The sequence below is a fragment of the Curtobacterium sp. A7_M15 genome (assembly GCF_030705415.1).
GTDB lineage: Bacteria > Actinomycetota > Actinomycetes > Actinomycetales > Microbacteriaceae > Curtobacterium.
Genome location: NZ_JAUZED010000042.1, coordinates 1 through 11832, shown reverse-complemented (window position 1 = coordinate 11832; position 11832 = coordinate 1). Strand labels below are relative to the sequence as shown.

The window sequence follows — 11832 nt, the reverse complement described above, 5'->3', positions numbered from 1 at the left end:
GGAGGCGCGGTGCCAGCTGGCACCGCGCCTCCCGTCCGTCACGTACCGCGTCTACGGCGTCCGGTCGCCGTGGTCCTCGATCTCGCCGTCCACCGTCTCGGGCGGCAGCTCGACCTCGACGCGCTCCGCCGTGAGGCGAGCCGCACGGCGCGAGAACACGCGGTCCAGGACGACGGCGACCACCGCGCCGACGAAGGCGCCGATCGTGACGCCCCACAGGCTGAAGTACCCCACCAGGCTGCCGAAGCTCGCGGTCTCCTGCGTGTCCCCGCGGTCGATGTCCATGGTGAGCGACACCACGATGAGCGTCGCGATGAAGCCGAGCACCGCACCGCCCACGATGAAGACGCCGAACTTCGGGGCGCGACGGATCGTCACCTCGTCGGAGGAGGAGACGGCGTTCGGCGCCGGAGCCGGTCGTTCGTCGGGGCGATCGGTGTTGCTCACGGTCCCATTGTCCCCCACTGTGGGACGTGCTCCGGTCTGTGCGGCCCGGTCGATCCGGGAGAGGATGGTCCCTACCGATCGGTATCCACGGGGAGGAGGTGCGGCAGATGCGCGAACGGACGAAGCGCGCCACCCGTGTCCCCGCGAGGATCAGCTGGCCGATCCTCCAGCGTCGCGAGGAGGACCGGGCGGTCTCGGTCGTCGCCGAGCACCGATGGAGCGTCGCGCTCGTCGGCGCCCCGGGCCTCGGCAAGAGCTCGGCAGCGGTGCGGGTCACCGACCGCGTCTCCGGTCGAGACGCCTCTGGTCGAACCCTCGTCGTGCCGATCACCGCCGTGGCCGCCAGCCGCTCGATGCCGTTCGGTGCGGTCGCCGAGCGCTTCGGGGAGCTCCCCGGGTCGCTCGCCGAGCTCGTCGGTGCCGGTGGCGCCGAGCAGCGCCTGCGCGAGAGCGAGGAGCTCGCCGACCGCGACGTCCTCCTGCGCGTGGACGACGCCGACCACCTCGACGCGATCTCCGCCCGCTACGTGGCGTGGCTCGTCCGTGAGCAGGGCGCCCGTCTCGTGCTGACCTGCCGTGACTTCACCGCGCTCCCCGAACCACTGCGCGCCCTCTGGCAGGACGACCTGCTGGAGCGCATCGACCTCGAGCCGCTCGACCTGCACGAGACGTCCTCGCTCGTCGCCGAGGCGCTCGGAGCCCAGCTCGAGACGGCCTCGGCGGAACGGGTGCACCGCGCCACGGCCGGCAACCCGCTCTACATCCGCGAGGTCGTCCGCTCGGCGCTCGCCTCCGGTGCCCTCGACCAGACCGCAACGGGCTGGTACTGGCGCGGCCGGGTGACGGCGTCGAACAGCCTCGCCGACATGTACCGGACCGAGCTCGGCTCGCTGCCGGAGGACCTGCGCGACGTGGTCGACATCGTCGCCCTCGCGGACCCGATCCCCCTCGCGCGGCTGATCGGGCTCGTCAGCGGCGGGGACGTCGACCGTGTGGTGGCACTCGGCCTCGTCCGGATCGACTCGCTCGACGACGGTGCCGCGGTCGTCCGTCCCTCCCACCCGCTCGTCGGCGAGGTCGTCCGGGCCCTGGTCCCGGTCGCTCGACGCACGGCGCTGTTCGCCCGGGCCAACGCGTTCCGTACCGATCGCCCCGAGGGGGCCCCGCCCGCCGCTCGGCTCCGTGCGGCGCTGTGGTCGCTGGAGTGCGGTGTGCTGCCCCCGGTCGAGCAGCTGCTCGACGCCGCCCAGGTCGCCGTCCGACTGCAGGAGCACGAGAGCGGGATCGCGCTCACGTCGGCAGCCCTCCGCACCACGCTCAGCCCGAACGAGCGGGTCGCGGCGCACTGCCTGCGGTCGCTCGCGCACTCGTACAGCACGGGCCGCGAGGCGGGTCGCGCCGACGCCGAGGCCGCCTGGGCCGTGGTCCGCACCGCCCCGTCCGAGGTCGACGACCTGGCCGTGATCGAGGCGTGCGAGACCCTCGCGAACATCCGGCAGTTCCACGACGACGACGTCCTCGCGGCGGTGGCCCTGACCGACCTCGCCACCGGGTTCGTCTCCGGCGACGCCGTCGAACGGCTCCGCCTGCTGCGACTCGCCCACCTGGGCTGGGGCGGCCGGTTCGACGAGGTCCGCGCCGAAGTGGAACGCTCCGGCATCGTGCACGCGGCGACCGTGCCGTTCGGGTTCCTCTGCCTGGCGCCGTGCGCGGTGATGGCCCTCGCGACCGAGGGCCGGCTGGACGATGCGGCAGCGCTCGGCAAGGCGTGCCTGGACACCGCCGTCGAGCACCTCGAGGAGGCCCCCTGGAGCGTCGGCGAGATCGTCTCCGTGATGCACCAGCTCCAGGTCTGGCGGGGCGACATCGCCGACCTCATCACCGAGGTCCCCGTCCGTCGCGCGAGCCCCTACCTGAAGTACGACTTCACGCTCGAGCTCATCGGCGAGGGCAACCTCGCGCTCGGTCAGCGGCGTTGGGAGGACGCCATCGCCGCGTTCTCCGCCGCCTGCGAGCGGTACGACGTCGCCGACCACGGCGGGTTCGCGGCGTACCCCTGGGCTCGGCTCGCGATGTCCTACGCCTACGCCGGGCGCGCGGAAGAGGCCTCCGCGGCGCTCGAACGCGCCCGGTCGACGCCGCTCCGCGCGATGCGGATCATCGGTGAGCAGGTCCCGGTGACGATCGCGTGGACCGAGGCGGTGCTCGGCAACCCGGCGGGTCTCCGGCACGCGGACGACATCATCGAGCGCGGCACGGCGAGCGCGTCGTGGACGCACGTCATGTACGCGCAGACCCTGCACTACACGAACGACATGCTGAACGGGCGGGACGCCGCGGGCAGTCTCGAACGGATGCGCGACGCCGCCGCGCGGGTCGACGGACCGCTCGCCGCCGCCATCGTCGAGTACGCCGAGGCGGTCCGCGCCGACGAGCGCGCCCGCGTCATCGCAGCGCAGGGCGTCCTCGCGTCGCACGGGATGGCCGTATCGGCCGGACGGGTGAAACCACCGCTGACGAACCGCGAGTACGAGGTCGCGGAGCTCGCCGCTCAGGGCATGAGCAACCGCCGCATCGCCGAGGTGCTCGGACTCAGCGTGCGCACGATCGACGCGCACCTGTCGCGCGTGTTCACGAAGTGGGACCTGCACGCGCGCACGGAGCTCGCCGAGCTGCTCTGATCGGCGAGTCCTCCGGGCGCAGCCGCACCGCCGGAAGGCGCAGGTTCGTTGTGGAATGCAGCACGACTCGCCGGAACGGTTGACAGGATGTCCGGAATGTCGCGTACCTTTGACCCTGTCGCCGGGTTCGGACCCGTTCGGGTCGGGTCCGAATCCCGGCGACTTCTACGGTATTCGCCCGGTCCGTGACGTCGCATCAGTAGGTCCTACCTAATTCACTGAGTCCGTCTAGGTATACCTGCGCCGTACGGACCAGGAGTCGCGGGGCGGGCGCGAGACGTTCCTCCCGTCCGGCACACGCGACCGTCTCGGGCCCGTCAGCGGTCCGCGCATCGGCGACCGTCTGCGTCCGCGCACCGGCGACCGTCTGCGTGCGCGCACGGGCGACCGTCTGGTGGGCCGCCGCGACGGATCGCGGTCGCCCGTCGCGGACGGGTCAGCCGGCGAGCCGGACCGGCAGGAAGTCCGTCAGGTCCGCGCGCGACCCGGACGCGCTGACGCGCGACTGCGCGACGGCCTCGTCCCACCGCAGCTCGCCGGTGGCGAGTGCGAGCCACGTCGCCGCGTCCGTCTCGACGACGTTCGGCGGCGTCCCGCGGGTGTGCCGAGGCCCCGGGACCGCCTGGACGGCTGCGAACGGCGGGACCCGCACCTCGACGCTGTTGCCGGGGACGTCCTCGGCAAGGCGCTGCAACGTCCACCGCACGGCCGTCGCCAGGGTCGGCCGATCGGTGGCCCCCTGCTGTACGGCGGCGAGCGCTCCGCGCCCCTCGGCGTCCTCGATCCTCCTGGGTGGCATGTCCACAGGCTAGCCGTCGCATCGCAACCGGCGAGTCGGGATCGGTAGGGTGATCGGGTGCGAATCCTCGTCCTCGGTTCCGGTGCCCGCGAGCACGCGATCATCACGGCCCTCCTCGCTGAGCAGGCCGGTCACGTCATCACCGCAGCGCCCGGCAACGCCGGCATCGCGGCCGACGTCGAGACGGTGTCGATCGACCCGACGAACGGCGCCCTCGTCGCCGAGTACGCGCTCGAGAACGGCGTCGAACTCGTCGTCGTCGGGCCCGAGGCACCGCTCATCGCCGGTGTCGCCGACCCGGTCCGGACGAGGGGCATCCCGGTGTTCGGTCCGAGCAAGGCCGCGGCGCAGCTCGAGGGCTCCAAGGCCTTCGCGAAGCGGATCATGTCCGAGGCGGCCGTGCCCACCGGACGCCCCGTGTACGCCGGGACCGTCGATGAAGCCATCGCCGCGATCGACGAGCTCGGCGCCCCCTACGTCGTGAAGGCGGACGGCCTCGCCGCCGGCAAGGGCGTCCTCGTGACCGAGGACCGCCAGGCCGCGATCGACCACGCCACGTACTGGCTGCAGCACGGCCACGTCGTGGTCGAGGAGTTCCTCGACGGCGAAGAGGTCTCCCTCTTCTTCCTGAGCGACGGGCACGACGTCCGCCCGCTCAGCCCCGCACAGGACTACAAGCGACTGGGCGACGGCGACGTCGGACCGAACACGGGCGGCATGGGCGCGTACTCCCCGCTGCCCTGGCTCGCCGACCGCTGGGCGTCCGAGCAGGCCTTCGTCGACGAGGTCACCGACCTGGTCGCGCTCCCGACCGTCCGCCGGCTCGAGCACGAGGGCACGCCGTTCGTCGGCCTCCTGTACTGCGGACTCATCGTCACCGAGCAGGGCGTCCGGGTCATCGAGTTCAACGCGCGTTTCGGCGACCCGGAGACCCAGGTCGTCCTCCCCCGCCTGGCGACCCCGCTGAGCGGACTCATGCTCGCCGCGGCCACCGGGCAGCTCGGGGGCACCCCGGCGCCGGAGTTCCGCGACGACGTCGCCGTGACGGTCGTGCTCGCGAGCGAGGGCTACCCGGAGAACCCGCAGACCGGTCGACCGATCACCGGGATCGACCAGGCGAACGCGCGTCCGGGCGTCTCCGTCGCGCACGCCGCCACCGGGGTCCTCGACGACGAACTCGTCGCGACCGGTGGCCGCGTGCTGAGCGTCGTCGCCACCGGGTCCTCCTTCGCCGAGGCCCGCGACCGCGCCTACGCCGGCCTGGGCGACATCACGCTCGAAGGAGCACAGTTCCGCACGGACATCGCCGCGAAGGTCGCCCGATGAGCGCGGCGCCCGTCCTCGACGGCTGGCAGCACGTCTCGTCCGGCAAGGTCCGCGAGCTCTACGTCCCGACCGGCACGCCGGACGTCGCCAGCGCCACCGAACTGCTCCTCGTCGCGTCCGACCGGGTGAGCGCCTACGACTTCGCGCTCGAGCCGCCGATCCCGGGCAAGGGCGAGCTCCTCACCCGGCTGTCGCGCTTCTGGTTCACCCGACTGGCCGACGTTCCGAACCACCTCATCGCGCCCGCTGCGGGCGGTACCCCGGTGCCGGAGTCCGTCGCCGCGCGGTCCATGCACGTCATGCCGCTCGAGATGTTCCCGGTGGAGTGCGTCGTGCGCGGGTACCTCGTGGGCAGCGGCTGGGCGGAGTACCAGGAGTCCGGCAGCGTCTGCGGTGTCCCGTTGCCCGCCGGGCTGTCGAACGGCGACCGGCTGCCCGAAACGATCTACACGCCGGCGTACAAGGCGCCGCAGGGCGAGCACGACGAGAACATCTCGTTCGAGCAGACGGTCGACCTCGTCGGGTCGGACGTCGCGACGCAGCTGCGGGACCTCTCGCTCCGCGTCTACTCCGAGGCTGCGGCGATCGCCCTCGACCGCGGGGTCGTCATCGCGGACACGAAGTTCGAGTTCGGGCGCGATGCGTCGGGGCAGATCCGGATCGCGGACGAAGTCCTGACGAGCGACTCCAGCCGCTACTGGGACGCCCGCTCGGGGAACCGCACGGAGTCCTTCGACAAGCAGATCGTGCGGGACTGGCTCAGCGCGAACTGGGACCGGCAGGGGACGCCGCCGGTGCTGCCCGAGGCGATCGTGGAGCGGACGGCCCAGCGCTACCGCGAGCTGATCGAGCGCCTGGGCGCGTAACGGCCGGCGCGGCCCCGCGTTGGGCCGCACGCCCCGCGAGAGAGCACGACACGTCGCTCACGTCCGCCGAGGGGGCACGAAGTGCCGCTCGCCCGCGCCGAGCGCGACAGAAAATGCCCTCTCGGCGCTCCACGCGCGCGACCGACGGACGGGAGGCGCGGTGCCGGGCCGACCCGCGCCTCCAGGCCCGAACGCACCCGCGCCGCCCCGAGAGCGCACAACACGCCGCTCACGTCCGCCGAGGGGGCACGAAGTGCCGCCGGACGGCGCCGAGCGCGACAGGAAATGCCCTCTCGGCGTCCCGACCGGCCCGTCCCGACCGGCCCGCCCGCCCGGCCCGGGCCGCCCCGCGTCAGTCGCGCGCGACCACGACGACCGTCAGGTCGTCCCCCGGGTCGTGCGTCAGCGCCCGCGCCCGGACCCGCCCGAGGAACACGTCGAGCTCCGGCGCGTCCCGCCACATCGCCCCGAGCGCCCCGAGCGACGCGAGCGTGGAGTCCCACAGCTCGAGCGCGCCGTCACTCACGACGATGAGGACGTCCCCGCGCTCCAGCTCGAGCGTCCCGGTGACCCGCGTGGCGCCGACCGGGTGCAGCCCGATCGGCAGGTCGTACGAGCGCAGCACGGTCTCGGTGCCGTCCGCGTGCAGGTGCAGCACGAGGCCGTGGCCTGCGTCGGTGAACTCCATCCGCCCGGTCGCGGTGGTCAGGCGTCCGTGGAACAGCGTCGCGAACGACTCGGCGCGGCCGAGGTCCGGCGCGACCTGTGCCTCGAGCGCTGCGACGGCGTCACGGGACGAGGACGTTCCCCGGGCGAGCAGGGCACCGCGGATGGTCGCGGCGAGGAGCCCGGCGGACATCCCCTTGCCCATGACGTCGGCGACCGTCAGCGAGAGCGTGTCGCCGTCGACGTGCCAGTCGTGGAAGTCGCCGGACACGAGCCCGTGCGGCCTGGACATGCCACCGACCCGGTACCCGGGCAGGGCGACGTCGGCGGGTTCGAGCCCGGCGAGCACCGAACGGAGACGGTCCTCGTCGGCGCCGGCGGCGAGCTCGCGCTCCGCCCACACGCCGAGCTCCTGCAGCAGGGCCAGGTCGTCGTCACCGAGCGTGCGCGGCGACGGGTCGATGAGGCAGAGCGTGCCGACCTTGACGTCGTCGTCGCCCGCGCGGAGGGGCACCCCGGCGTAGAACCGCACGTTCGGGTCGTCGACGACCATCGGCATGTCGGAGTACCGGACGTCGGCGCGGGCGTCCGGGACCACCACCGGCCCGTCCACCGCGAGCGTCCGGCCGCAGAAGGTGTCCAGCAGCGGGATCGTCGGGCCGAACACGGTGTCGCTCTGCTGCGACTTGATGAACACCTCGGACTCCCCCGCGAGGTTGAGGAACGACCCGGTGACGCCGAACGCCTCGCGCGCGATCCGCGTGATGCGTTCGAAGCGCTCCTCGGGCCCGCCCTCGACCACGTCCAGTGCCGCGAGGAGCGCCGCCCGCCGGACGGCGTCCGGAGCGGAACGGTCGGTGACGACGGGGTCGTGGTGCATGCACCCACGCTAACGCGCCTACCGGACAGTGACCGTCCCCAGAACGGAGGACGTACCCTGGACGACGTGTTCCGTCGCGTCGTCCCCGTGTTCGTCGTCGGCCTCGCCGCGGTCCTGACGCTCGCCGGCTGCGGCGCGCACGACTCGACCGGACAGCTCTCGGTGAGCGTGTCGGCCAACGCCGCCGACCACCCCTACGAGGTGAAGGTCTTCACGGCCACGACGGGCAAGCTCTCCGAGCACCAGCGGGTGTTCCCCGGCGGCACGGCTGACTTCGCCGGTGTGCCGCTGGGCAAGGTGACAGTCCGCGCGAACGAGCTCTGCCCGCAGGAGACGACCGTGTCGAACGGCGAGGTCGCGTCGGTCACGTTGACGACGACCGGCTGCTGACGTCCAGGAGGCGCGGTGCGGGTCGGACCCGCATCGCGCCTCCCGGACGGGTCCGGCCGGTCATCCCTCGGTCCGCCCCGACCGTCGGAGCGTGTCCCGCGGACTCTCGCCGAACCGCTGCCGGTAGGACGCCGCGAACCGGCCGAGGTGGGTGAAGCGCCAGTGCCGCGCGATGTCGCGGACCGTGACGATCCCGCCCCGACGGGACGTGAGTTCGAGGTGCACGCGATCGAGACGGACCTCGCGGAGGTACCGCATCGGCGTCACGGCGAGGCGACGGCGGAACAGGTCCTGCAGGCCTCGCTCGCTGAGCTCCGCGGCGGCCGCGATGTCCGCGACCTCGAGCTCCTCGGCGACGTGGTCGTGCACGAAACGGATGGCACGCCGGAGCCGGTGCTCGACGTCCGACCGGGACCGGGTGAACGTCGAGAGCACCACCGTGGCCACCCGCTGGTCCAGCGCCGTCCGCTCGGCGGCGTCGAGGTCCGGGTCGAGGATGCGATCCGTCACCTCGCGCAGCAGGGTCAGCAGCGGCTCGACGCCGGGGTCGTCGGCGTCCGGTTGGACGAACTCGGACGGTTCCTCGGCGTCGCCGAGCATCGCGGGGGCGATGTGCAGGAGGGTCATCGCGGTCGCGTCGGTGTCGAACGCGTAGGCGACCGGCGCCGACAGCATCATCGGTCGCCCTGGCCCGACCTCCCACGTGCTGCCGTCGTCCGCGGTGAGGCACGTCCGGCCGTCCGCGAGCACGAAGACGACGTGGTCGGGACGGGGTCCGATCGTCCCGGCCTGTGGCCCGTCGGTGCGGATCAGCCGGAGGGAGACGTGCTCGTCACCGCCGGAGCGGTAGTCGAACGACTGCTCGGAGGACGTCACGCCACCCTCCGTTCGACGATCCGCGTGCCGGGTCCGGCAAGCCTCACGACGCTACCGTGGCCGGGCGGCACGGGCGACACCCCCGTCCGCGGCGCGCACCGGTGTGCGGTCACGGGTCCGGGACTGCGTCCCAGACCTCGCCGTGGCGTGACAGCACCGACCACCTCGACACCGGCCACGTCGTGATGAACGCCCGGCCGACGACGTCCGACACGGGCACGGTCCCGTGCATCCTGGAGTCGGCGGAGTCGTACCGGTTGTCGCCCATCACCCAGAGCCGGCCCGCCGGAACGGTCACCGAGAAGTCGGTCCGCGCGACCCGGTCGGAACCGGGCTGCAGGACGACGTACGACTCGTCGACCGCGTGGTCGTTCACCGACAGGCGTCCCTGCGCGTCGCAGCACGAGACGGTGTCGCCGGGCAGACCGATCACGCGCTTGATCAGGTCCTCGCCCTGCGCCGGCCCGAGCCAGCCGCCCGGGTCCTGGAACACGACGACGACGCCGCGCTGGACCGGCACGACCCCCGGGACGAGCTCGTTGACCAGCACCCGGTCGCCGATCAGGAGCGTGTTCTCCATCGACGGCGAGGGGATGAAGAACGACCGGACGAGGTACGACTTCACCAGGAAGGACGCGAGCAGCGCGGCGACCACGATGATCGCGAGGTCACGCAGGAACTTCCAGCCGGCTCGTCTGCGGGGCGCGGGGACGGCGTGGTCGCTCAATGCGTCAGCACCACCTTGACGAACCCGATGACGAAGGCGATCGCGGCGAGCACTATGCCGCCCCAGAGTCCGAGGAACGTCGGCCGCCGGCCACTGAACCGCTGCATGAAGACACCGACCATGCCGATGCGGACCACGAGGATGACGAGCGCGGCCGTCTGCGCCCAGGACGCGGGCAACCAGCCGATCCACGCGACGGCGTAGAGCACCGCGGGGATGAGGCCGGACGTGGCGATGGGGTTCGCGCCGCGCACGATGGTGCGCACGGACTCACGACGGGCGTCGTCGGACGCCCCGTCGTCCCCGAGCCCGTGCGCGACCAGGTGCGAGAGCACGTGCGCGAGGTACGTGAGCACCGCGGTGCCGAGGACCGCCCAGACCGCGGAACCGTGGTGGATCGCGGCGGGGTCCACCGCGATCGCCGCCGCCAGCACGGTGATGTTGCCGTAGATGTACGAGGACATCCGGTCGCGCACCTGGTCGATCGGCAGAGCACGGGGATCCGGTCGCGAGCGGGGCATCCCCCCCATCTTGGCCCGGACGTGCGCGGCGCCGCCGACAGCACACCGAGTGCGATGGCAACCGATCGCCCATTTGGTTGACGCGTCAACCAAATGGGCGCACACTGGTGGCATGACCACGCAGCAGCTCCTCGCCGCCGACACCTCGATGGGCGCCGTGACGCTCCGGGTCGCCGACCTCGACCGGATGATCGGCTACTACCGCGACGGCGTGCTGCTCTCGCTGCTGTCGAACGAGAACGGTGTGGCGGTGCTCGGACGGGGCACGACGCCGATCGTCATCCTCGAGCACGCGCCGTCGATGCAGCACGCCGCCCCGCACGAGGCCGGTCTCTTCCACACCGCGATCCTGTTCGACACGAAGGCCGACCTCGCGGCCGCGCTGTACTCCGTCGCGAGCCGCTGGCCGCAGACCTTCACGGGCAGCGCCGACCACCTCGTCAGCAACGCCTTCTACTTCACCGACCCCGAGGGCAACGGCGTCGAGCTGTACTGGGACCGCGATCGGACCGAGTGGTCCTGGACGCACGGCATGGTCGACATGGCCACGATCTTCGTCGACCCGAACGAGTTCCTGCGTGAGAACCTGACCGAGGACGCGCTGTCCGGCGCCTCCGCGCGTCCGGGACGCGTCGGCCACGTGCACCTGTCCGTCGGCGACGTCGCCACCGCCCGCTCCTTCTACGTGGACCGGCTCGGCTTCGACACGACGGCCGCGATGGGCGACCAGGCGCTCTTCGTCAGCGCCGGCGGGTACCACCACCACATGGCGATGAACACGTGGAACTCGCGCGGGGCCGGACGACGCCAGCTCGGACTCGGACTCGGCCTCGTCCGGATCGAGGTCCCCGACGCCGACGACCTCGGCGCCCTGGTGTCACGGATGCGGGACTCCGGCGTGCAGTCGGCGGACGACGGCCGGACGGTGGCCTTCGAGGACCCGTGGGCGAACCGCATCGAGGTCACGACGCCGGGGCGCGGCTGACCGGTCACACCGGGACGGACGGTGTCCGGCAGGATGGACCCGTGACTGAGGACATCCGGTGGGAGGTGGTCGAGGAGAGCACGCTGTCGCTCCCCGACCACGAGGCGATCGCAGCGCTCCTGGGGCAGGCGTTCCCCGACTGGTCGCACTGGTACGTGGGCGGCCGCAGCTGGGCGGGCATGCAGCCCGAACGGCGCGTGCTCGCCCGTGACGCCGACGACGTCGTCCTCGCGCACGTCGGGATCCGCCGGATGTTCATCACGGTCGGCGGCCGGGACGTGCTCGTCGGCGACACCGGCCTGGTCGCGGTGTCGCCCCGGCTGCAGGGCACCGGCAAGGGCCGCGACCTCATGGAACGTGCACACGCCGTGCTCGAGGGGCTCGCGGTGCCGTACGGGTTCCTCGGTGCGGGCGAGAACCGGGTGCCGTTCTACGCGAAGCTCGGCTGGCACGTGTTCGACGACGTCGTGGCGGACTACACGGCCTTCACGGCCGAGGGGGCCGGGCTGCCGATGACGGACCAGGGCGGCTGGATGGTGCTGCCCGTCGCCGAGCGGCTGGAGGACTGGCCGGCGGGTCCGATCTGGCTCAACGGCCAGCAGGTCTAGCGGGTCCAGCGGGTCGAGGACGGGACCACGGACGGGAGGCGCGGTGCGGGTCGGACCCGC

The 11832-nt window shown here is 72.6% G+C and carries 12 protein-coding genes; 6 read left to right on the top strand and 6 right to left on the bottom strand.

Translation table 11 applies throughout. The annotated features are described in order from the left end of the window. Positions 1–51 precede the first annotated feature (51 nt). Positions 52–447 (bottom strand): hypothetical protein, encoded by a 396-nt coding sequence (locus Q7F20_RS09570; protein WP_305739868.1) that lies wholly within the window; start codon positions 445–447, stop codon positions 52–54. 107 nt (positions 448–554) lie between these two features. Here Q7F20_RS09570 and Q7F20_RS09565 point away from each other — a divergent pair, with 107 nt between their 5' ends. Then, complete coding sequence (locus Q7F20_RS09565; RefSeq protein ID WP_305739867.1) at positions 555–3128, top strand: LuxR family transcriptional regulator; 2574 nt, start codon at positions 555–557, stop codon at positions 3126–3128. Positions 3129–3564: 436 nt separating this feature from the next. Here Q7F20_RS09565 and Q7F20_RS09560 read toward each other — a convergent pair whose 3' ends face one another. Then, positions 3565–3927, bottom strand: a complete 363-nt coding sequence (locus tag Q7F20_RS09560) for a sterol carrier family protein (RefSeq protein ID WP_305739866.1) — start codon at positions 3925–3927, stop codon at positions 3565–3567. Between the two features lie 57 nt (positions 3928–3984). On the opposite strand from Q7F20_RS09560, the gene purD reads away from it, so the two are divergent. Beyond that, complete coding sequence (gene purD / locus Q7F20_RS09555) at positions 3985–5253, top strand: phosphoribosylamine--glycine ligase (RefSeq protein WP_305739865.1); 1269 nt, start codon at positions 3985–3987, stop codon at positions 5251–5253. Then, entirely contained in the window at positions 5250–6119 is an 870-nt protein-coding gene (locus tag Q7F20_RS09550; RefSeq protein WP_305739864.1) for a phosphoribosylaminoimidazolesuccinocarboxamide synthase, read from the top strand. Before purD ends, Q7F20_RS09550 begins: the two co-directional genes overlap by 4 nt. Before the next feature lie 352 nt (positions 6120–6471). Here the strand turns inward: Q7F20_RS09550 and Q7F20_RS09545 are convergent, their stop codons facing one another. After that, positions 6472–7665 carry a PP2C family protein-serine/threonine phosphatase gene (locus tag Q7F20_RS09545; protein WP_305739863.1) on the bottom strand — a complete coding sequence of 398 codons (1194 nt, stop codon included), beginning with the start codon at positions 7663–7665 and terminating at the stop codon, positions 6472–6474. Between the two features lie 66 nt (positions 7666–7731). On the opposite strand from Q7F20_RS09545, the gene Q7F20_RS09540 reads away from it, so the two are divergent. After that, positions 7732–8055, top strand: a complete 324-nt coding sequence (locus Q7F20_RS09540) for a hypothetical protein (protein ID WP_305739862.1) — start codon at positions 7732–7734, stop codon at positions 8053–8055. Positions 8056–8115: 60 nt separating this feature from the next. On the opposite strand, the gene Q7F20_RS09535 is transcribed toward Q7F20_RS09540, so the two are convergent. The 3 genes from Q7F20_RS09535 to Q7F20_RS09525 all read right to left on the bottom strand — a co-directional run bounded on the left by Q7F20_RS09535 (position 8116) and on the right by Q7F20_RS09525 (position 10179). Then, entirely contained in the window at positions 8116–8931 is an 816-nt protein-coding gene (locus Q7F20_RS09535) for an AraC family transcriptional regulator (protein WP_305739861.1), read from the bottom strand. A 109-nt stretch (positions 8932–9040) separates the two neighbouring features. After that, the gene (gene lepB / locus Q7F20_RS09530; protein ID WP_305739860.1) at positions 9041–9658 is read right to left on the bottom strand and encodes a signal peptidase I; all 618 of its coding nucleotides are present in this window, start codon (positions 9656–9658) and stop codon (positions 9041–9043) included. Then, complete coding sequence (locus Q7F20_RS09525; RefSeq protein ID WP_305739859.1) at positions 9655–10179, bottom strand: hypothetical protein; 525 nt, start codon at positions 10177–10179, stop codon at positions 9655–9657. The genes lepB and Q7F20_RS09525 overlap by 4 nt, the downstream gene beginning before the upstream one ends. Before the next feature lie 112 nt (positions 10180–10291). Here Q7F20_RS09525 and Q7F20_RS09520 point away from each other — a divergent pair, with 112 nt between their 5' ends. Together Q7F20_RS09520 and Q7F20_RS09515 are read left to right on the top strand one after the other, a co-directional pair. Further along, positions 10292–11164 carry a VOC family protein gene (locus Q7F20_RS09520; RefSeq protein WP_305739858.1) on the top strand — a complete coding sequence of 291 codons (873 nt, stop codon included), beginning with the start codon at positions 10292–10294 and terminating at the stop codon, positions 11162–11164. 41 nt (positions 11165–11205) lie between these two features. Next, positions 11206–11772, top strand: a complete 567-nt coding sequence (locus Q7F20_RS09515) for a GNAT family N-acetyltransferase (protein WP_305739857.1) — start codon at positions 11206–11208, stop codon at positions 11770–11772. The last annotated feature ends 60 nt before the right edge of the window (positions 11773–11832 follow it).

Bases quoted from the DNA above. Each gene is read 5' to 3' on its own strand.
- Q7F20_RS09560 (WP_305739866.1), bottom strand. From the start codon at position 3,927: ATGCCACCCAGGAGGATCGAGGACGCCGAGGGGCGCGGAGCGCTCGCC.
- Q7F20_RS09520 (WP_305739858.1), top strand. From the start codon at position 10,292: ATGACCACGCAGCAGCTCCTCGCCGCCGACACCTCGATGGGCGCCGTG.
- Q7F20_RS09550 (WP_305739864.1), top strand. From the start codon at position 5,250: ATGAGCGCGGCGCCCGTCCTCGACGGCTGGCAGCACGTCTCGTCCGGC.
- Q7F20_RS09525 (WP_305739859.1), bottom strand. From the start codon at position 10,179: ATGCCCCGCTCGCGACCGGATCCCCGTGCTCTGCCGATCGACCAGGTG.
- Q7F20_RS09545 (WP_305739863.1), bottom strand. From the start codon at position 7,665: ATGCACCACGACCCCGTCGTCACCGACCGTTCCGCTCCGGACGCCGTC.
- Q7F20_RS09565 (WP_305739867.1), top strand. From the start codon at position 555: ATGCGCGAACGGACGAAGCGCGCCACCCGTGTCCCCGCGAGGATCAGC.